At 63.2% G+C, this 17,149-nt stretch carries 26 protein-coding genes; 15 read left to right on the top strand and 11 right to left on the bottom strand.

Annotation, left to right across the window (positions count from 1 at the left end):
• The first annotated feature begins 1 nt into the window (after position 1).
• From A8V01_RS29825 to A8V01_RS23375, 3 genes are all read left to right on the top strand, one after another.
• Positions 2–283, top strand: coding sequence for a helix-turn-helix domain-containing protein (locus A8V01_RS29825; protein ID WP_425437356.1), 282 nt, complete (start codon positions 2–4; stop codon positions 281–283).
• Positions 169–1,221, top strand: coding sequence for a tyrosine-type recombinase/integrase (locus tag A8V01_RS23380; protein WP_103098651.1), 1,053 nt, complete (start codon positions 169–171; stop codon positions 1,219–1,221). Before A8V01_RS29825 ends, A8V01_RS23380 begins: the two co-directional genes overlap by 115 nt.
• Positions 1,222–1,624: 403 nt before the next feature.
• Positions 1,625–1,882 (top strand): hypothetical protein, encoded by a 258-nt coding sequence (locus A8V01_RS23375; protein WP_103098785.1) that lies wholly within the window; start codon positions 1,625–1,627, stop codon positions 1,880–1,882.
• 169 nt (positions 1,883–2,051) lie between these two features.
• On the opposite strand, the gene A8V01_RS23370 is transcribed toward A8V01_RS23375, so the two are convergent.
• Both A8V01_RS23370 and A8V01_RS23365 read right to left on the bottom strand, forming a co-directional pair.
• On the bottom strand, positions 2,052–2,936 hold the full coding sequence (locus A8V01_RS23370; RefSeq protein WP_103098650.1) for a hypothetical protein: 885 nt from the start codon (positions 2,934–2,936) through the stop codon (positions 2,052–2,054).
• Position 2,937: 1 nt separating this feature from the next.
• Positions 2,938–4,251, bottom strand: coding sequence for a replication-associated recombination protein A (locus A8V01_RS23365; RefSeq protein ID WP_103098649.1), 1,314 nt, complete (start codon positions 4,249–4,251; stop codon positions 2,938–2,940).
• 91 nt (positions 4,252–4,342) lie between these two features.
• Here A8V01_RS23365 and A8V01_RS23360 point away from each other — a divergent pair, with 91 nt between their 5' ends.
• Together A8V01_RS23360 and A8V01_RS23355 are read left to right on the top strand one after the other, a co-directional pair.
• Positions 4,343–4,780 carry a hypothetical protein gene (locus A8V01_RS23360; protein ID WP_103098648.1) on the top strand — a complete coding sequence of 146 codons (438 nt, stop codon included), beginning with the start codon at positions 4,343–4,345 and terminating at the stop codon, positions 4,778–4,780.
• Between the two features lie 81 nt (positions 4,781–4,861).
• On the top strand, positions 4,862–5,674 hold the full coding sequence (locus tag A8V01_RS23355; protein ID WP_103098784.1) for a sugar phosphate isomerase/epimerase family protein: 813 nt from the start codon (positions 4,862–4,864) through the stop codon (positions 5,672–5,674).
• A 4-nt stretch (positions 5,675–5,678) separates the two neighbouring features.
• Here the strand turns inward: A8V01_RS23355 and A8V01_RS23350 are convergent, their stop codons facing one another.
• On the bottom strand, positions 5,679–7,259 hold the full coding sequence (locus A8V01_RS23350; RefSeq protein WP_103098647.1) for a GMC family oxidoreductase: 1,581 nt from the start codon (positions 7,257–7,259) through the stop codon (positions 5,679–5,681).
• A gap of 166 nt (positions 7,260–7,425) precedes the next feature.
• On the opposite strand from A8V01_RS23350, the gene A8V01_RS23345 reads away from it, so the two are divergent.
• Positions 7,426–8,289, top strand: a complete 864-nt coding sequence (locus A8V01_RS23345; RefSeq protein WP_103098783.1) for a TIGR03620 family F420-dependent LLM class oxidoreductase — start codon at positions 7,426–7,428, stop codon at positions 8,287–8,289.
• A gap of 238 nt (positions 8,290–8,527) precedes the next feature.
• Here A8V01_RS23345 and A8V01_RS23340 read toward each other — a convergent pair whose 3' ends face one another.
• From A8V01_RS23340 to A8V01_RS23305, 8 genes are all read right to left on the bottom strand, one after another.
• The gene (locus A8V01_RS23340) at positions 8,528–8,728 is read right to left on the bottom strand and encodes a hypothetical protein (RefSeq protein ID WP_103098646.1); all 201 of its coding nucleotides are present in this window, start codon (positions 8,726–8,728) and stop codon (positions 8,528–8,530) included.
• 56 nt (positions 8,729–8,784) lie between these two features.
• Positions 8,785–9,270: a DUF1810 domain-containing protein gene (locus A8V01_RS23335; protein ID WP_103098645.1), complete on the bottom strand. Its 486-nt coding sequence runs from the start codon at positions 9,268–9,270 to the stop codon at positions 8,785–8,787.
• Positions 9,267–9,485: a hypervirulence associated TUDOR domain-containing protein gene (locus A8V01_RS23330; protein WP_245892792.1), complete on the bottom strand. Its 219-nt coding sequence runs from the start codon at positions 9,483–9,485 to the stop codon at positions 9,267–9,269. Before A8V01_RS23330 ends, A8V01_RS23335 begins: the two co-directional genes overlap by 4 nt.
• Positions 9,482–9,697: a hypothetical protein gene (locus A8V01_RS23325; protein WP_103098643.1), complete on the bottom strand. Its 216-nt coding sequence runs from the start codon at positions 9,695–9,697 to the stop codon at positions 9,482–9,484. Before A8V01_RS23325 ends, A8V01_RS23330 begins: the two co-directional genes overlap by 4 nt.
• Before the next feature lie 102 nt (positions 9,698–9,799).
• The gene (gene dapD, locus A8V01_RS23320; RefSeq protein ID WP_103098642.1) at positions 9,800–10,633 is read right to left on the bottom strand and encodes a 2,3,4,5-tetrahydropyridine-2,6-dicarboxylate N-succinyltransferase; all 834 of its coding nucleotides are present in this window, start codon (positions 10,631–10,633) and stop codon (positions 9,800–9,802) included.
• A 127-nt stretch (positions 10,634–10,760) separates the two neighbouring features.
• Complete coding sequence (gmk, locus tag A8V01_RS23315) at positions 10,761–11,423, bottom strand: guanylate kinase (protein ID WP_103098641.1); 663 nt, start codon at positions 11,421–11,423, stop codon at positions 10,761–10,763.
• Between the two features lie 80 nt (positions 11,424–11,503).
• The gene (locus tag A8V01_RS23310) at positions 11,504–11,941 is read right to left on the bottom strand and encodes a hypothetical protein (protein WP_103098640.1); all 438 of its coding nucleotides are present in this window, start codon (positions 11,939–11,941) and stop codon (positions 11,504–11,506) included.
• 27 nt (positions 11,942–11,968) lie between these two features.
• Positions 11,969–12,463 (bottom strand): SspB family protein, encoded by a 495-nt coding sequence (locus A8V01_RS23305; protein ID WP_103098639.1) that lies wholly within the window; start codon positions 12,461–12,463, stop codon positions 11,969–11,971.
• 204 nt (positions 12,464–12,667) lie between these two features.
• Between A8V01_RS23305 and hisB the strand changes: the two genes are divergently transcribed.
• The 9 genes from hisB to A8V01_RS23260 all read left to right on the top strand — a co-directional run bounded on the left by hisB (position 12,668) and on the right by A8V01_RS23260 (position 17,053).
• Positions 12,668–13,270, top strand: a complete 603-nt coding sequence (hisB, locus tag A8V01_RS23300) for an imidazoleglycerol-phosphate dehydratase HisB (RefSeq protein ID WP_103098638.1) — start codon at positions 12,668–12,670, stop codon at positions 13,268–13,270.
• Complete coding sequence (locus tag A8V01_RS23295; RefSeq protein WP_211295128.1) at positions 13,270–13,566, top strand: YciI family protein; 297 nt, start codon at positions 13,270–13,272, stop codon at positions 13,564–13,566. Before hisB ends, A8V01_RS23295 begins: the two co-directional genes overlap by 1 nt.
• Complete coding sequence (gene hisH / locus A8V01_RS23290) at positions 13,563–14,186, top strand: imidazole glycerol phosphate synthase subunit HisH (protein WP_103098637.1); 624 nt, start codon at positions 13,563–13,565, stop codon at positions 14,184–14,186. The genes A8V01_RS23295 and hisH overlap by 4 nt, the downstream gene beginning before the upstream one ends.
• 4 nt (positions 14,187–14,190) lie before the next feature.
• Positions 14,191–14,922, top strand: coding sequence for a 1-(5-phosphoribosyl)-5-[(5-phosphoribosylamino)methylideneamino]imidazole-4-carboxamide isomerase (gene hisA / locus A8V01_RS23285; RefSeq protein ID WP_103098636.1), 732 nt, complete (start codon positions 14,191–14,193; stop codon positions 14,920–14,922).
• The gene (locus A8V01_RS23280; protein ID WP_103098635.1) at positions 14,919–15,161 is read left to right on the top strand and encodes a hypothetical protein; all 243 of its coding nucleotides are present in this window, start codon (positions 14,919–14,921) and stop codon (positions 15,159–15,161) included. The genes hisA and A8V01_RS23280 overlap by 4 nt, the downstream gene beginning before the upstream one ends.
• A 5-nt stretch (positions 15,162–15,166) precedes the next feature.
• Positions 15,167–15,928, top strand: a complete 762-nt coding sequence (gene hisF, locus A8V01_RS23275; RefSeq protein WP_103098634.1) for an imidazole glycerol phosphate synthase subunit HisF — start codon at positions 15,167–15,169, stop codon at positions 15,926–15,928.
• A 175-nt stretch (positions 15,929–16,103) separates the two neighbouring features.
• The gene (locus A8V01_RS23270) at positions 16,104–16,277 is read left to right on the top strand and encodes a PEP-CTERM sorting domain-containing protein (RefSeq protein ID WP_245892791.1); all 174 of its coding nucleotides are present in this window, start codon (positions 16,104–16,106) and stop codon (positions 16,275–16,277) included.
• 43 nt (positions 16,278–16,320) lie between these two features.
• Positions 16,321–16,647, top strand: a complete 327-nt coding sequence (locus A8V01_RS23265) for a phosphoribosyl-ATP diphosphatase (protein WP_103098633.1) — start codon at positions 16,321–16,323, stop codon at positions 16,645–16,647.
• 25 nt (positions 16,648–16,672) lie between these two features.
• Positions 16,673–17,053 (top strand): histidine triad nucleotide-binding protein, encoded by a 381-nt coding sequence (locus A8V01_RS23260; RefSeq protein ID WP_103098632.1) that lies wholly within the window; start codon positions 16,673–16,675, stop codon positions 17,051–17,053.
• Positions 17,054–17,149: the final 96 nt, after the last annotated feature.

Genomic DNA, 17,149 nt, shown 5'->3' with positions numbered 1-17,149 from the left:
TATGCCACCTCCGCTCATGACCGAGGGCGAGGCCGCCAAATGGCTGGCCATATGCAGCCGAACCCTACGCGCCTTGCGGCAAGAGGGAAAAATTACGTACGTCCAGATGAAGTCGGGAATCAGGTATACGCTCGACGATCTTCAAGCCTTTGTCGAAAGCCAGCGCACATGCCGATCTACCGCCGCAAAGGCTCCCCGCACTTCTGGATGTCGATCTCGATCCCCGGCCGTCCTCGATTTCGAGGCAGTACGGGCGAAACGAACGAGAGGAAAGCGCGGCTAGTCGAGGCCGAAACCGAGCAGAAAATGCGCGCCGGGCTGAGCCGCCCGGCCGCATGGCGCATTCGCGAGTGCTTTGCCGCCTACTGGGAAGACCATGGCCAGCACCAGGCGACCGAGGACGATATCTTCCGATCGCTCGAAATCCTGAGCGCGCACTTCGGTGCCGACACCGAGATCATTGGCATCACCAACTCGCTCGTGATGGACTTCCGTTCGCTTCGGCGCGGCGGGATGATCAAGGTTGGCGACCGGGAGTTCGGCACCGTCAGCCCCTCCACCGTAAACCGGGACCTCGCCTACCTGAAAGCGGCGCTAACCTGGGCAAACGAAATGCACGGCCAGCAAATCCCGGCGCTGGCATGGAAGCGCCTGCGCATGGCCGAGCCCGAGCACCGCGTGCGATTCGCGGGCGAGGACGAGTACACCCGGTTGCTACAGGGTGCGCACGCCAGCGTTCAGGCTATCATCGTCGCGGCTGTGACCACCGGGCTGCGCAAGGACAACATCCTCGGCCTCGAATGGCATCAGATCGATCTCGGCCGCAGGACGATCACTATCCCGCGAACGAAGGGGCGCAAGCCGCTGGCGGTGCGCATCTCCCCGCCGCTCGCCGCCGTCCTTGGACGCACGGCGCCAAAGGATCGCATCGGCAAGGTGTTCGATGCCACCAATTTCAGGAAGCGCTTTGCAGCGGCCGTCAAGGCGGCCGGGCTGGTCGATTTCCACTTCCACGATCTGCGCCATACGTTCGCCAGCTGGGCGCGCATGAGTGGCGCTGATCTTGCGGACATCTGCGATGCCCTCGGTCACAGCACCGTCGCTGTGACCATGCGCTATGCCCACATCAAACCGGATGCAAAGGACACCGCGTTCGATCGGGTAGGAGCCATGCTTCAGCCGCGTAAAACGCGCCGCGTGTCACATTCTAAGGCACAGTGATGTAGGAAAGTGGCAGAATTCCGCCATTTGTTCGGCGCTTACAAATCAGGTGCTCTACCAACTGAGCTAAGCCGGCGCGCCATTGAAGGCCAGCGTTTCCGCGCAATTCGCCTATGTCGGGGCGGACCATCCGTCAAGTCGGTTCGACTCATCCCGACATTCCCGTGGGTTCGGTCAACTTGCAGGCTGGGGATAACCATGAGTTTAATCGCGCAAGGCTGTCTTGCAACTGGGATCAGCCTTTCAAAATCAGTTTAAACTACCTGAAGTATGTGCTGCAAGTTGCCTCGAAAAAAGTAACGCAGTAGAATGCCGGAGCCATTTGCGTTCTGATGGCTTACACGATCGTCAATAATTGACGACCCTTACGAGGGAAGATGCTAACATCAAGAAGGGACATGCGATGGTCAAGAATGTGCTTACTGCACTCACTGCTGCCGCAATGGTTGTAGCGCCTGTCGCTGCGAATGCCGGGACGACAGCAGGCGCATCGGCAGGCAAGATTTCAAATCTTTCCGGCCTCGGTGAGCGAGCCTCAACTCGCGTAGCCGCGAAGAACAAGGCCGAGCCGGGGCCGTGGTTGCTCCTCGCACTTGGAGGCGCGATCGCCGGGACCATCATCCTGGTCGACGACAACGACAGCAAGTCGAACGGTTCGTAATTACATTATGGCTTTGTGCTTGGGCTGAACAGCCTGATCACAAAGCCTGACAGTCGGGAAAGACCGGCACCCCCTGTCGGAACTTACTTATACAAAGAGCCAGCTGGCTGTGGCCAGCTGGCTCTTTGTATAAGTAAGTTCCGGAAAATGGAGATCAGTGCGAAATTGGTCAAAGCGCTCCGAACGTCCAGCCTTCAGTGCGCGCCAGTTCGGGCGAGAGTTCGGCTGGCTGCCACAGTTCCGTGCGGGAAGCGGCTATGCGCAGCCATGCCGCGGTCAGGAGGGCGTCTGCGCTGTGGTCGTCGATGGGGCCTTGATTCATGACTGGGGCGGAGCCTAGCCCGGCGAGCGCTGCATTAAGGGCGCCATAGTCCGTCATCTTGGTGCGGCCGGAGGGGCGCCCGGCCTCTACAGCAGCGAGCGCGGTGTAGATTTCCGTCAGAACCGAGCCGGTCTTTGGGAGAGGATCTATTGGCCAGACGGGCAGGCGCCCTTGCAGCCGGTGTAGCAGCCGCATCCCGGTGAGGCTGGACTTGCCGACTTGCGCCGCACCTACCAGGTTGAAGTTGGAGTAGGGGCGACATCCGGCACGCGCCTGAGCCTCCTCGGTGATGCGCATCCGACCGCGTTTGTGGAGCGCACCGGGCAGGTGGAAGTTCGCACCTTCGCGGCCGCCATGGCGGCGGAAGTAAGTGCTGAGCGTGGCGTGATCAACAAAGCTGCCGGCCGACAAATGCGGGTCATCGGCGCAAATATCGTCTATCAGGGCCCAAAGCATGCGCGCATCGGCAGGGCTGCCCTCCCAACCGGGAAAGAATGCGCCGGCATCGGCGAAGGGCAGCGAGATGCCCAGATCGATGCCGATCAAGGTTTGTGGCGGCAAGTCGTTGAGCAGAAGATCAAGCACGTCCTCTCGTGACCAGTAACCACGAGTGGCGGGTTTCAGCAGGTGCGGAGGGTCATCACCGGGTGAGCACTGGGCAACCGCAATGCCCTTCTGCCGCTGGCCTTGCGCGCCGGACCAGTCGATGGCCATGAAATTACGGAAGCGCATTTTATCCGCCTCGGCGCTCGACCCGTTTTTTCTCCCACCATTCCAGACGTTTGCGCACTTCGCGCTCGAAACCTCGCTCCACGGGCTCGTAGAATGTCTGCGGTCCCATTTCTTCGGGCCAGTAGTCATCGCCCGAGAACGCGTCCGGAGCGTCGTGGTCGTAGGCGTAATCCTTCCCATAGCCGATGTCCTTCATCAGCTTGGTCGGGGCGTTGAGGATGTTAGCCGGAGGGCTGAGTGATCCGGTTTCCCGCGCCGCCTTGAACGAGGATTTGAACGCCATATAGGCGGCGTTCGATTTTGGCGCGGTCGCCACGTAAAGGCAGGCCTGCACGATTGCCAGTTCGCCCTCCGGTGAGCCCAGAAACTCGTATGCCTGCTTGGCGGCCAAGCATTGCAATAGCGCCTGCGGGTCGGCGAGTCCGATGTCTTCGCTGGCCATGCGAACCAACCGGCGCAGCACGAACAGCGGTTCCTCGCCCGCAGTGAGCATGCGGGCCATATAATAAAGAGCGGCTTGCGGGTCCGACCCTCTTATCGATTTGTGCAGCGCACTTATGAGATTGTAGTGGCCGTCACGATCCTTGTCGTAGACGGCCACTCGCCGTTGCAGGAACTGCCCGAGACCGGCCGGGTCGAGCGGTTCTGGTATCTTTGCAGCATAGAGTGTTTCGGCTTGATTGAGCAGGAAGCGGCCATCGCCGTCAGCGGAGGCGATCAATGCCTCGCGTGCTTCTGGGGTCACGGGTAGCGGGCCTTCCAGAGCTTCGCCCTTGTCGACCAGCGCCTCAAGCGCTTCGGGGCCGAGGCGGTGGAGAATCAGCACCTGCGCACGACTGAGCAATGCTGCGTTGAGGGCGAAGCTGGGATTCTCGGTCGTGGCGCCGACGAGTGTGACGGTGCCGCGCTCTACAAAGGGTAGGAAGCCGTCCTGCTGGGCACGGTTGAAGCGGTGGATTTCATCCACGAAAAGCAGGGTGCGCTGGCCCGCCTTTGCGGCGACGTCGGCTTCGGCAAAGGCCTTCTTCAAATCGGCAACGCCCGAGAATACGGCAGAAACGGCTGCAAAGCGCATGCCGACCGCATCGGCCAGAAGGCGCGCTATACTTGTTTTGCCCGTGCCCGGTGGTCCCCACAGGATCATCGAGGACAGGCGACCGGCTGCCACCATTCTGCCGATTGCGCCTTCCGGGCCGGTCAGGTGTTCCTGCCCGACGATTTCTGTCAGGTCGCGGGGGCGCAGGCGGTCGGCAAGAGGGGCATCCTCACGCATGTCGTCAGGGGCGGGCAGGTCATCGGCGAAAAGGTCGGCCATGAAGGCTACTTAGCCACTTGTGAGACGAATTGCATCGGGCTCGTGAGCCGACTATTCTTCGCCTTTCCGAAAATTTGGCAAGAAGGCGGCAATGGCGGGCGGACAAGGAAAGGCGCAGGGCCGGGCCTACTGGCTGATCGCCGTCGCGGCGGTGTTGTGGAATGGTTTCGGATGCCTGGACTTCACGATGACTGCGTCGCGCAATCCGGCGTATCTGGCCCAAATGCCGGTTGAGGTCATCGATTGGCTTGATTCCGCGCCGACGTGGACGTTGTTGCCCTGGGCCCTTGGGGTCGGGGGCGGGCTTTTGGGCTCACTTCTACTGCTTGTCAGGTCGCGTTGGGCGACAAGCGCCTTTGCGGGTTCGATCCTGGGGCTGGCGGTTTCGCAGGCCTGGCAATTTACCGTTGGACTTCCGCCGAGCATGACTACGCCGGAAATGCTGGCGATGTCCGTGCTCATTTGGGCGATTGCTCTGGGTCTTTTGTGGTTCGCCTGGGACAAGCAGCGGGCTGGCGTGCTGCGCTGACGGCAGATCCATGCCGGAATATCGTTTCGTGCATGTCGCCCACGCGGTATGTCGGCCACGACGGGAGAGGGAATCGCGACCATGCCGCATCCACTGGGTATCGAACTGCTAACTGTGCTGGGGCTCGGCCCGGTTGAACACGTGATACTTGCCGCCGATCTGGGCTGCAAAGCGGTGTCGATGGGCCTTTCCCAATTGCCTGACCGGTTCAATCCGCACGGCTATCCCGCATGGTCCCTGCGCGACGATCCGGTGCTGCGGCGAGAGGTTAAGGCGGTTCTGGCCGACCGGGGAATCGCTATCAGCATCGCTGAGGGGCTTGGTGTTTCGGCGCAACTCGACGCGGCCGAGCGGGCTGGCGACATGGACATCTTCGCTGATCTTGGTGCGCTGCGCATAAACGCGGTCGATATGGGAGTGGAACGCCCCCGCGCCTTCGACCAAATGGCAGCGCTGGCCGGGATGGCGGGCGAGCGCGGCATGGAATTCTCGATTGAGTTTACCCCGGTCTTCACGATCCGGTCCTTGGCAGAAGCACTGGAGGCGGTCGATTATATCGGCGCGGGCAAAGCCACTGTGTTGATCGACACCATGCACTTTTTCCGTTCGGGCGGGACGGTGCGAGAGGTGGCTGAGCTTGACCCTGCGCTGATCGGGCATGTCCAGCTTTGCGACGTGCCGCGCAAAGGTGACGACAACTATATGGCCGAGGCCATGAGCGGACGGATGATTCCGGGGCAGGGCGAACTGCCCTTGCGCGAATTCGTCGAGGCTCTGCCCCGCGGCCGGGTTCTCGGGCTGGAAGTACCCCTGATGGCCGCTGCCGCCAGCGGCCGCGATCCCCGCGACTATGTGGGTGAGATCGTTAACCGCACGCGCGAATTTCTGGCCTGAGGGGTCAGGTCCTTTCCAGTAGCATCTCGGCGCCCTTTTCAGCGATCATCATCGTCGGTGCATTGGTGTTGCCCGAGGTGATCGTCGGCATGATCGAGGCATCGATCACGCGCAGGCTGTCCAACCCGTGTACGCGAAGCCTTGCGTCCACCACGCTGCCCATCGCCGCCGTGCCGACGGGATGGAAGATGGTAGTGCCGATGTCCCCCGCGGCGCGTTGCAGGTCATCCTCGGTTTCGAAAGCAAGGCCGGGGCGTACCTCTTCGGGGTGATAGCGGGCCAGTGCTGGCTGCGAGACCATGGCGCGGGTGATGCGGATCGCTTCGGCGGCGACGCGCCGGTCTTCTTCGGTGGAAAGGTAGTTGGGCTGGATCGAGGGCGCTGCAGCGGGATCGGCAGCTCTGATACGGGTCGTACCCCTGCTTTCGGGCCGGAGGTTGCAGACGCTGGCGGTGAAGGCGGGGAAGGGGTCGAGGGCGCCTCCGAACGCAGCGAGGCTCAGCGGCTGGACGTGATATTCCAGGTTGGGCGTGGCATAGCGCGCGTGGCTGCGGGTGAAGACGCCCAACTGGCTTGGTGCCATCGCCATCGGCCCGGTTCGCCGCAGCGCATATTCCAGCCCGATCAGCGCCTTGCCCAATAGGTTGCCCGCGCGCGCATTGAGCGTGGCTACGCCTGATACGCGGTACGCGCAGCGCAATTGCAGATGATCCTGAAGATTCGCGCCGACTTCCGGGCGGTTCAGCACCGGAGCAATGCCGATGTCTGCCAGACGCTGTGCATCACCGATCCCGCTGCGTTCGAGGATCGCTGGCGAGCCGATCGCACCTGCCGCCAGTACCACTTCCCCGCGCGTCAGCGCCGTATGGCGCTCATTACCGATGGAATAGATGACGCCCGATGCGCGCCCCGCTTCGACGATGACGCGATCGACCGCGGCGCCTGTCACTACCTTGAGGTTGCTGCGCGATCGCACCGGCTTGAGAAAGGCGTCCGCCGCGCTCCAGCGCCAGCCGCTGCGCTGGGTTACCTGGAAGAAGCCCGCGCCTTCGTTGTCGCCGGTGTTGAAATCCCGAGAATGCGGAATGCCGTTCTGCTCGCAGGCATCGCGGAATGCCTCAAGGATATCCCAGCGCAGGCGCTGCTTTTCCACCCGGATTTCTCCGCCGCCGCCGTGGAAGCTGCTGGCGCCCTCGTAGTGATCCTCTGCCCGCGTGAAATAGGGCAGCACATCTTCCCAGCCCCAGCCGAGATTTCCCGCCTGACGCCACCCGTCGTAGTCGGCAGCCTGCCCGCGCATGTAGATCATGCCATTGATGGAAGAACAGCCGCCCAGCACCCGCCCGCGCGGATACTTCAGGGCGCGCCCGCCAAGCCTTTCCTCTGCCTCGGTCGAAAGGCACCAGTCGGTGCGTGGGTTGCCGATGCAGTAGAGATATCCCACCGGCACACGAATCCAGATGTAGTCATCCTTGCCGCCTGCCTCCAGCAGCAGCACGCGGGTATCCGGAGCGGCGCTCAGCCGGTTGGCAAGGACGCAGCCGGCGCTGCCTCCGCCGACGATGATATAATCGAATTCTCCCATCAGGCAGGGCTATGCCGCGCGTCGGACCTGATCAAGCGAGCCCTTTGGACAGGTGCGGGGCATGGACCATTGGCCGCCCCGGCGATGCCCCGCGCCAAGGCAGGGCGAATCCTTGCCGCAGCACAAGCACGTCCGCATCCTCGGCGACGGAGAAGAGGAGGGCGGCATGACAGGACCTGCTATCGGCAAGCTGGGGCTATGGTCGATGGAAATGCGCTTTGGAGACAAGGCACAGTCGAGCGCCGCTGCAGCGGAACTGGACCGCCTGGGCTATGGTGCGTTGTGGATTCCCGGCGGGATCGACGATGGTGCCCCGGCTGATGTGGAAAGGCTGCTTGCCGCGACTTCGCGCATGACCATCGCCACCGGCATTCTCAACATCTGGAAGCACGATCCGCAGGAACTGGCGGCATGGTTTCTGGCGCTGCCGCATGAATGGCGCACGCGCACGCTGCTGGGCCTTGGCATCAGTCACGGCCCACTTATCGGGGAGGCATGGAACAAGCCGCTGGAAATGACTCGGAACTTTCTGGACCGTCTCGACGCAGCCGGAATGCCGCGTGAAAACCTGTGTCTTGCCGCGCTTGGTCCGAAGATGGTCGCATTGGCGGCAGAGCGGACACGGGGCGCACATCCTTATCTGGTCATGCCCGCCCATACTCGGCAGGCCCGGCATATCCTTGGGGCCGCCGCTCTGCTGGCCCCGGAACAGGGTGTTGTGCTGGAAGCCGACCCTGACGCGGCGCGCGCACTGGCAGCAGGAGCACTGGAGCATTACCGATTGCTGCCCAACTATCGTAACAACTGGCTGCGACTGGGGTTCACCGAAGCTGAGATCGAAGGGCTGGACGATCGCCTGCTAGATGCCTTGTTCGTGATCGGCGGTGTGGGCGCGGCGGCGCAGCGGGTTGCGGAACATCTGGCCGCAGGCGCGGATCATGTGTGTCTTCAGGTCATTGCCGGGCCGCGCGGCGGTAACTTCGATGATCTGTTGCCGCAATGGCGCGCCCTCGCGGCCGTAATGGTTTGAATCGGCATCAGGGTAAGCGCCGCGTTAACGAGTTGGCAAGAGATTGCGCCTAGTGCCGTTCCTACAGGAGACGGTGGTTTCGGCCACCGGATTGACAGGAGCCGCCGGCGAAACCGGATGGATCGGACGTCGAGGACGAACGGTTCTGACGCGGTGCGAAGGACGCAGCCTTCGGGCGTGGCTGATCATCGCATTCGACGACGGCTCCTGGCATTTCTCGCACTTTCCCGCCGTTATGTCAGTTTCCCAGCGCGTGCTGCTCCGCCGTCACGGGTGTGTGATTGGGCTTGTCCGACAAGGCGCGGGCAATCCAGATCGTCGACATGGCCAGTATTGCCAGGATAAGGCTGGTAATCAGCACATACCGCACGATATGTGGCGTAGCGCCGCCGCGCGCTTCATCATCGTCAAGATGAACCTCGTCACCGGAACGATACATGACTGTTCTCCCGTCAGCCCGACGGCGGCCTTCATGGCCGCGTTTTTTTCGGGCCGTCACCCGGAACGACGGAAAGGCTGCAAAAGTTCCCCGAAGGTCGAAGGGCTTGGGTCGGACACATTGAGCAGTTCCAGCGTCCGCCGGTCGCGCCGCCCCTGGCAGAAGGCCTCCAGTGCATGGCCGAACAGCGATACAATGTCGTCACCTAGCGCAGCGATTTCGAAAAGCGTCATGGAACTGCCGAACTTCATCGCGTCGACGGGCCCCAGCATCGCCGCTGCGCTGCGCCGGCCGGCCCAGCCTAGCGCGAGACGGGTGGCCTCCTCCAACCTTGGCCGAAGGATGGGGTGGGCAAGGTACGCCCGTGCTTCGTCCAGATCCGCAATCGCATAGCGGCGCGCCATCGGGCTTGATCCAAGGCCAATGACCTGCGGAAAAACAAACCACATCCAGTGGGTGCGCTTCTGGCCGTGGGACAATTCGGCTCGAACCTGAGGAAAGATCGGCTCTTGCGCCGCGACGAAGCGCGCAAGGTCCATCATGCGCGCTCCAGTTCCGATGCGCGCTTCAGCACTTTGCCGCCATCGGATTGTTCGACAATGTAAGCAGGATTCTCGGGCGTTCCCTTGCGGACGATCCGCTTGCCGGCGATCGTGCGGCTGACGCGGCGCTCAAAGCGTTCGGCAATGCGGCCTGACGCTTTGCCGGTGCCCCAGTTCCAGCAGACATGCATACCCTTGCGCAAGGCGAGGGTCACTGCGCCTGGTCTTGCTGTTCGGCGACCGCCTTTTGCGTGTCGGCGTGGCCCCCGGTCTCGGGCGTGGTCAATGCGCCGGTGAGCCAGATCGCGGATAGCGCGATGATCACAAGGGCAAGGCTGATGAGCAGGACATAGCGCACCACGCCGGGGGTGGCGCCGCTGCGGGCTTCCTGCTTGTCGAGATGGACTTCCTGTCCACGGGTTTCCATGGCGTGTCTCTCCGATTGCGGGTGGCGCAGGGCCACACCCTTTCAATCGACAACACGCCGGGACAGGCCGAAGTTCCGCCGCCTGTCCCGCATTTGCAGGGCTTAATCCCGCAGGAGTTCGTTGATGCCGGTCTTCGAGCGGGTCTGCGCGTCCACCGTCTTGACGATGACGGCGCAGTAGAGTGACGGGCCGGGGGTGCCGTCGGGCAACGGCTTGCCGGGCATCGCGCCGGGGACGACCACCGCATAGGGCGGGACGCGGCCGATGTGGACTTCGCCGGTCGCACGGTCGACGATCTTGGTCGATGCGCCGATGAACACGCCCATCGACAGCACCGCGCCTTCGCCCACGATCACGCCCTCGGCCACTTCCGAACGCGCGCCGATGAATGCGCCGTCCTCGATGATGACGGGGCCTGCCTGCAACGGCTCAAGCACGCCGCCGATGCCGGCACCGCCCGAGATGTGGACATTCTTGCCGATCTGTGCGCACGAACCGACCGTCGCCCAGGTGTCCACCATGGTGCCTTCTCCGACGTAGGCGCCAAGGTTGACGAACGAGGGCATGAGTACCACGCCCTTGGCGATGTGGGCGCTGCGGCGCACCACGGCGCCCGGCACAACGCGCACGCCGGCAGCCTTGAAGCGGGCATCGTCCCAGCCTGCGAACTTGAGCGGCACCTTGTCGTAGGCAGGCGCGCCTGCAGCGCCATATTCGACCACGGCGTTGTCGTTCAGGCGGAAGCTGAGCAGCACCGCCTTCTTGAGCCACTGGTTGACGACCCATTCGCCGTCCACCTTCTCCGCGACGCGGGCCTTGCCCGAATCAAGCAGTTCCAGCGCCTCGTCGACGATCTTGCGCACGTCCGCGCTGGCGGGAGTGACGGTGTCGCGCGCGTCGAACGCGGCTTCGATCTGGGCGGCGAGATCTGCCATGAGTGTAGTCTCCGAAGGGATGAATCTTTCGCTCGGCGGCCTAGAGGCAGATCGGGGCGGGGACAAGAGAAGTCTGCGGCGCAACTTCCGCGCGCCTGCGCAATCTTTGCCGCTGCCGCCGGCAGCCTCAGTCGTCCGGCTGCATCAGTTCACGCACGAAGCCGATTAGCCCGGTCTGACGCGCGCGGCGCAGGCGCTCTGCGTGGAGGATCTTCTTCACTTCTTCGTAGCAGCTGGCGATATCGTCGTTGACCACGACATAGTCGTAGCCGTCCCAGTGGCTGATTTCCGAGCGCGCACGCTCCATGCGGGCGTGGATCACCTCGGCGCTGTCGGTTCCGCGTCCGGTCAGGCGGCGGCGCAGCTCCTCGATGCTGGGCGGCAGCAGGAACACGCGCACCACGTCACGCTCCAGCTTCTGGTAAAGCTGCTGCGTGCCCTGCCAGTCGATGTCGAACATGTAGTCAACACCGTCCTTGAGGCCGGCCTTAACCTGCGCCTTTGGCGTGCCGTAGCTCTGCCCGAAGACGGTTGCCCATTCGAGGAACTCGCCAGCTTCGACCATGGCATCGAACTGTTCGTGCGTGATGAAGTGATAATGTTCTCCATCCACTTCGCCGGGGCGGGGTTGGCGGGTGGTGCAGGACACCGAGTTGCGCAATTGCGGATCGTGTTCGAGCAGCATGCGCGCGATCGTGGTCTTGCCGGCGCCCGAGGGCGAGGACAGGATGAACATCAGGCCGCGCCGTGCGAGCGTGCCGGTGGTTTCTGGGGAAGAGGACTGGACCATGGCCCCCGATGCCGATGGTTGGCGCGGGAATCAAGGATTCGTCTGCGTCAGTCCCGTTGTCGCGCCCAGATCAGGCCCATTCAGGCCTCGTCCGCGCCATCCTCTGCCATGTCCCGCAGCTGCTCCGCGCCTTCCGCGCGGGCCTGCCGGGCGCGGCTGCGGTCGTAGAGGGTCTTGGCCACCAGCGCCCCGCCGACGACGAGCGCGCCCGGCACCGATCCCAGCGCGACTCGGGCAAGCGCGCCGTGCAACAGCGTTTCGCCCACGGTCCGCCCCTTCAGGATCGACTTGGCCTTTTTCGGGGTGTAGCTGGCTCCCAGCACACCGCGTTCCACACTGCGCCGCATCACTGTAGTTGCCGTGCGCAGGACGATATCGGCGATGATCAGGTTGGTGGCGGGGTTGGGGCTTGGCCCGTGCAGTTCCCCGCCATTGTCGGCCAGCGTCTTGAGGCCCTTTGCGGGCGCGGTCACGACGCTGGCGGCTTTTTTCGCGCTGTCTTTCAGAACCGTTGCCATGATCGCCCTATCTCCGGGCGCGCCCGGTCACTTCTTCTTGCCGAAATCTACCGAGACGACGTTTGAGCCGTCTTCACTGGGAGTAATGCGCGAGGCAACATCGCGTTCCGCGTCGTTCTCGGCCGGGTTGAGCTCGTCTGCCTCGTCGTCGGCCATGGCCTGGAACTGCAGGCCGAAGTCCACTGCCGGGTCCACGAAAGCAGTGATGGCAGAGAAGGGGATGTCCAGCTTCGCCGGCATCTGGTTGAACGAAAGGCTGACCGTGAAGCCGTTTTCAGAGACGCCGAGATCCCAGAACTTGTTCTGGAGCACGATTGTCATCTCGTCCGGGAAACGGGCACGAAGGTCGGCAGGAATGCTGACTCCGGGCGCTCCGGTCTTGAAGGTGATGTAGAAGTGGTGTCCACCGGGGAGAACCCCGCCGGAGCTTTCCACCTGGCCGAGCACACGGCCAACGACGGCGCGCAGGGCCTCCTGCACGATCTCGTCGTAAGGGATCAGGCTGTCTGTGGTATCGTTCATCGCGCCCTACGTGCTCATGGTTCCTTGGCCGGTCAAGCGTGTTCGCGCGTAAAATAACATGTCCGGCCGGGTTTTCCCTAACTCGGAACATCCACGAGCACGATGCGACCGAAGATTGCTTGTAAAACGCATGGCGCGCATTCTTGTGCCCCAAAGCTTCGCCACAGAATTGATTCCGGCGCGTACAGGTATATAGGCACGGCCATGCGTACCGCCTCGATCATCCGCAAGACCCATGAGACCGACATCGCCGTTGAGGTTAACCTCGACGGCACGGGCGCCTATGACGTGTCCACCGGGATCGGTTTTCTTGATCACATGATCGAACAGTTCAGCCGCCATTCGCTGATCGACATCAAGTGCCACATCAAGGGCGACCTTCATGTGGACCAGCACCACACGACCGAGGATAGCGCGATCGCCATCGGGCAGGCCATCACTCAGGCGCTGGGCGACAAGGCTGGCATCGGCCGCTACGGCGACGTGAATTCGCCCATGGACGAGGCGCTGAGCCGGGTTTCGCTCGACATTTCCGGCCGCCCCTACCTCGTCTGGAAGGCCGCCTTCACGCAGGACAAGCTGGGCGAATTCGATACCGAGATGGTGGAGCACTGGTTCCATTCGATCGCGCAGGCCGTGGGCATCACGCTGCATATCGAACTGCTTTACGGCACCAACAACCACCACATCTGCGAAGGCATCTTCAAGGGCTTTGCCCGCGCCATGCGCACGGCGGTGGAACTGGACCCGCGCAAGGGGGGGGCAATCCCGTCGACCAAAGGCATTCTCGGGCAGGCGAGCCTGTGATGGCGATCTTCATCCTCAACCTCACTTACGTCACCAGCGATATCGCTAATGTCGATGCGCTGCTGGCCGATCACCTCGCATGGCTGGAGGCCGGACGCGGGGAGGGGCACTTCCTGGCCTGGGGCCGCAAGGTTCCGCGCGAAGGCGGTGCGATCATCGCGAAAGGCGAAAGCCGCGCGGCGGTAGAGGCGCTGGCGGCCACCGACCCGTTCATCGCGGGCGGCGTCGCGAAAGTGGACGTGATCGAATGGGTGCCGACTTTCCTTGCCGAAGGGCTGGAGGCTCTGGCCCAATGACCCTGGCGCTGATCGACTACGGCGCGGGCAACCTGCACTCGGTCGCCAACGCATTGCGGGCAGCCGGGGCGAGCGACGTGGCGATCACCGCAAACCCCGATGTTGTGCGCGCGGCGGATCGCATCGTGCTGCCAGGCGTCGGCTCGTTCAAGGCCTGCGCCGAAGGGCTCTGGGGGATCCACGGCATGGTTGAGGCGATGACCGAGCGAGTCCATGTGGGCGGGGCGCCGTTTCTCGGTATTTGCGTAGGCATGCAACTGCTCGCCACGCAGGGGCTGGAGCACGGGGTAACGCGCGGGCTCGACTGGATCGAGGGCGAAGTGCGCCTGATCGAGCGCACCGATCCCGAGATCAAGATCCCGCACATGGGCTGGAACGACGTTTCGCCTGGCCGCAAGGATCCGGCGCAGGGCCTGATTGACCCGGGCGAGGCCTATTTCCTGCACTCCTACCATTTCCAGCCCGTCGATGGCGCGACTGTCGCCGCGATGACCGACCACGGTGGCGGCCTTGTCGCTGCGGTTGCGAAGGACAATGTCGTCGGCGTGCAGTTCCACCCGGAAAAGAGCCAGCAATACGGCCTTTCGCTGCTTTCCCGTTTCCTCGAATGGAAGCCCTGAGATCATGATCGTCTTCCCCGCCATCGACCTCAAGCAAGGGCAGGTCGTGCGCCTTGCCGAAGGCGACATGGACCGCGCCACTGTCTACGGCGACAACCCTGCCGCGCAGGCCATGATGTTTGCAGAGGCCGGGTCGCAGTTCCTCCACGTCGTCGATCTTGACGGTTCGTTCGCAGGTCGCGCGGAAAACCGCGAGGCGGTGGAGGCGATCCTCGAAGTGTTCCCCGGTCATGTCCAACTGGGCGGTGGCATCCGCACGCCAGAGGCCGTGGCGGGCTGGTTCGACCTTGGCGTGTCGCGCGTGGTCATGGGCACCGCGGCGCTCAAGGATCCGCAGTTCGTCAAGGACATGGCCCGCGAATATCCGGGCGGCATCGTCGTGGCGGTGGACGCGCGCGACGGCATGGTCGCGACCGAGGGCTGGGCCGAAGTCTCCGATGTATCGATCGTCGACATGGCGCGGCGGTTCGAGGACGCGGGCGTGGCCAGCCTGCTGTTCACCGACATCGGGCGCGATGGTCTGCTCAAGGGCGTGAACATCGATGCCACCGTCGATCTCGCTCGCCGGACCGATCTGCCGGTCATCGCATCGGGCGGTGTGAAGGGCCTTGATGACATCCGCCTGCTGGCGCTTCACGCCAAGGACGGGATCGAGGGCGTCATTACCGGCCGTGCGCTCTACGACGGCCGCCTCGACCTTGCCGCCGCGATCCAGTTCGCGGAACGTGAAGGGTGAACGAGAATCGCCTGATGGCGGTGCTGGCGCTGGCGATCTTCGTGCCGGGCGCGCTGTTCGCTTTCCGCGACTTTCGTGAGGGGCGCGCAAGGCTGATGCTGTTCAGCCGCGCACGTAACCCGATTATCGCCACCAAGGCCGCCGATCCGCGGAAGTTTACGCTCTACACGGCGTTTAATGGCGCGTTGTGTGCCGTTGTGGCGCTCTTTGCGGTACTGCTGTTTTTCAAGCCGGAGTAAGCCGAATGACCGTGCGAATCCGCGTAATTCCGTGCCTCGACGTTCGCGACGGACGGGTGGTGAAGGGCGTCAACTTCGTCGACCTCAAGGACGCCGGAGACCCTGTCGAACAGGCCCGCGCCTATGATGCGGCGGGGGCTGACGAACTGTGTTTCCTTGATATTTCCGCCAGCCACGAAGGCCGCGGCACCCTCCTCGACGTCGTCCAGCGCACCGCCGAAGTCTGCTTCATGCCCCTTACCGTAGGCGGTGGCGTCCGCACCGCAGAGGACGCTCGCGCACTTCTTCTGGCGGGTGCGGACAAGGTCGCGGTGAATTCTGCGGCGGTCTCTCGGCCCGAAGTGGTGGCCGATATCGCCGAGAAATTCGGCTCGCAATGCATCGTCGCCTCGGTCGATGCGCGCCGCGTCGCGCCTGGAAAATGGGAGATATTCACCCACGGCGGTCGTAGGGCAACCGGCATTGATGCGCTTGAACATGCCATCAGGCTGGCCGACTATGGCGCGGGCGAACTGCTGGTCACCTCGATGGACGGCGACGGCACGCAGAACGGCTACGACCTGGCGCTGACCCGCGCGATTGCGGAGGCCGTGTCGGTCCCCGTTGTCGCAAGCGGCGGCGTCGGCAACCTCGACCACCTTGTGGCCGGCGTGACCGAAGGCAAGGCCAGCGCAGTTCTGGCCGCGTCGATCTTTCACTTTGGCAAACACACCATCGCAGACGCGCATGCGGCCCTGCGAGCGGCGGGAATTCCTGCGCGCGGGTGAACGCGCGGGCAGGTTAACGGCTGGTTGTTAGCCTAATGCGACTAACGGAGTGAACCACATCGGGACAACCCATGATCGGGGCTTGCTGCATAGCAGCGCGTGGCCGATGGCGCTGCATAGCAGCGCGTGGCCGATGGCAATTTGCAGGCCATTCGGATCAACAGGAGGATTCGCGGTGCCCGTTCTGAAATATCTCCCGGCATTCGCAGCAACCCTCGTTGCGCCGGCTCCCGCTTATGCCGCAGGTGGCATCCCGCTGCCTGAACCAAGCAGCATGTTGCTGCTGGGCCTTGGTGTGATCGGCGTTGCTGTCGGGCGCAAGCTCTCGTCCAGGCGCAGGGACGACTGACCCGCTCTTGACCATGCGCGGACAAGCCCGCATGGCTCGTTTCATGAGCAGCCTCGATACTCTCGCCCGCCTCGAAGCCACGATCGCCGAGCGTCGTTCTGCCGATCCCGATTCCAGCTATGTCGCGAAGCTCAATGCCAAAGGCCTGCGCAAGATCGCGCAGAAGCTGGGCGAGGAGGCAACCGAAACCGTGATCGCCGCGCTGACAGAGGACCACAAGGCTCTGGTTGGAGAGGCTGCGGACCTCATTTTCCATCTCATGCTCCTGCTTGGTGCGAAAGACGTGCCACTTGCAGATGTGCTTGCCGAACTGGATCGTCGTGAAGGGGTCTCGGGGATCGCCGAGAAGGCGGCGCGCACCAAGGCCTGATCGAAATCGAACCCCGGAGAGAAGCATGCCCATCGACCCGAAGCTCGCTTACGACGACAACAACATCTTCGCGAAGATCCTGCGCGGCGAATTGCCGTGCTCGAAGGTCTACGAGGATGAGCACGCGCTGGCCTTCAACGATATTCGGCCGCAGGCGCCGGTGCATGTGCTGGTTATCCCTAAGGGCGCATACGTTTCGTGGGATGATTTCACCGCGAAGGCCGATGATGCCGAGATTGCCGGGTTCATGCGGGCAGTAGGCAACGTCACGCGCCAACTGGAACTGGACGGTCCGGGTTATCGGCTGATGGTGAACATGGGCACCAACGGTCATCAGGAAGTGCCGCATCTGCACGTTCATATCTTTGGCGGGCGGCAGTTCTTCCAGATGATCGCTGACGCCTGACTGCTGTCCACCGAAAATTTACCTCATAATACAGCCTTCGGGGCGGGTTCCTGTGGCCGCGGGGTTGAAGTCGGACGCCCTCGCGTTACACAACCG

This window comes from Novosphingobium guangzhouense, from assembly GCF_002896965.1.
GTDB classification, from domain to species: domain Bacteria; phylum Pseudomonadota; class Alphaproteobacteria; order Sphingomonadales; family Sphingomonadaceae; genus Novosphingobium; species Novosphingobium guangzhouense.
The sequence above is the reverse complement of the archived record's forward strand: the minus strand, read 5'-3'. Positions and strand labels throughout refer to the sequence as shown.

Bases quoted from the DNA above. Each gene is read 5' to 3' on its own strand.
- A8V01_RS29825 (WP_425437356.1), top strand. From the start codon at position 2: ATGCCACCTCCGCTCATGACCGAGGGCGAGGCCGCCAAATGGCTGGCC.
- A8V01_RS23380 (WP_103098651.1), top strand. From the start codon at position 169: ATGCCGATCTACCGCCGCAAAGGCTCCCCGCACTTCTGGATGTCGATC.
- A8V01_RS23375 (WP_103098785.1), top strand. From the start codon at position 1,625: ATGGTCAAGAATGTGCTTACTGCACTCACTGCTGCCGCAATGGTTGTA.
- A8V01_RS23370 (WP_103098650.1), bottom strand. From the start codon at position 2,936: ATGCGCTTCCGTAATTTCATGGCCATCGACTGGTCCGGCGCGCAAGGC.
- A8V01_RS23365 (WP_103098649.1), bottom strand. From the start codon at position 4,251: ATGGCCGACCTTTTCGCCGATGACCTGCCCGCCCCTGACGACATGCGT.
- A8V01_RS23360 (WP_103098648.1), top strand. From the start codon at position 4,343: ATGGCGGGCGGACAAGGAAAGGCGCAGGGCCGGGCCTACTGGCTGATC.
- A8V01_RS23355 (WP_103098784.1), top strand. From the start codon at position 4,862: ATGCCGCATCCACTGGGTATCGAACTGCTAACTGTGCTGGGGCTCGGC.
- A8V01_RS23350 (WP_103098647.1), bottom strand. From the start codon at position 7,259: ATGGGAGAATTCGATTATATCATCGTCGGCGGAGGCAGCGCCGGCTGC.
- A8V01_RS23345 (WP_103098783.1), top strand. From the start codon at position 7,426: ATGACAGGACCTGCTATCGGCAAGCTGGGGCTATGGTCGATGGAAATG.
- A8V01_RS23340 (WP_103098646.1), bottom strand. From the start codon at position 8,728: ATGTATCGTTCCGGTGACGAGGTTCATCTTGACGATGATGAAGCGCGC.
- A8V01_RS23335 (WP_103098645.1), bottom strand. From the start codon at position 9,270: ATGATGGACCTTGCGCGCTTCGTCGCGGCGCAAGAGCCGATCTTTCCT.
- A8V01_RS23325 (WP_103098643.1), bottom strand. From the start codon at position 9,697: ATGGAAACCCGTGGACAGGAAGTCCATCTCGACAAGCAGGAAGCCCGC.
- dapD (WP_103098642.1), bottom strand. From the start codon at position 10,633: ATGGCAGATCTCGCCGCCCAGATCGAAGCCGCGTTCGACGCGCGCGAC.
- gmk (WP_103098641.1), bottom strand. From the start codon at position 11,423: ATGGTCCAGTCCTCTTCCCCAGAAACCACCGGCACGCTCGCACGGCGC.
- A8V01_RS23310 (WP_103098640.1), bottom strand. From the start codon at position 11,941: ATGGCAACGGTTCTGAAAGACAGCGCGAAAAAAGCCGCCAGCGTCGTG.
- A8V01_RS23305 (WP_103098639.1), bottom strand. From the start codon at position 12,463: ATGAACGATACCACAGACAGCCTGATCCCTTACGACGAGATCGTGCAG.
- hisB (WP_103098638.1), top strand. From the start codon at position 12,668: ATGCGTACCGCCTCGATCATCCGCAAGACCCATGAGACCGACATCGCC.
- A8V01_RS23295 (WP_211295128.1), top strand. From the start codon at position 13,270: ATGGCGATCTTCATCCTCAACCTCACTTACGTCACCAGCGATATCGCT.
- hisH (WP_103098637.1), top strand. From the start codon at position 13,563: ATGACCCTGGCGCTGATCGACTACGGCGCGGGCAACCTGCACTCGGTC.
- hisA (WP_103098636.1), top strand. From the start codon at position 14,191: ATGATCGTCTTCCCCGCCATCGACCTCAAGCAAGGGCAGGTCGTGCGC.
- hisF (WP_103098634.1), top strand. From the start codon at position 15,167: ATGACCGTGCGAATCCGCGTAATTCCGTGCCTCGACGTTCGCGACGGA.
- A8V01_RS23265 (WP_103098633.1), top strand. From the start codon at position 16,321: ATGAGCAGCCTCGATACTCTCGCCCGCCTCGAAGCCACGATCGCCGAG.
- A8V01_RS23260 (WP_103098632.1), top strand. From the start codon at position 16,673: ATGCCCATCGACCCGAAGCTCGCTTACGACGACAACAACATCTTCGCG.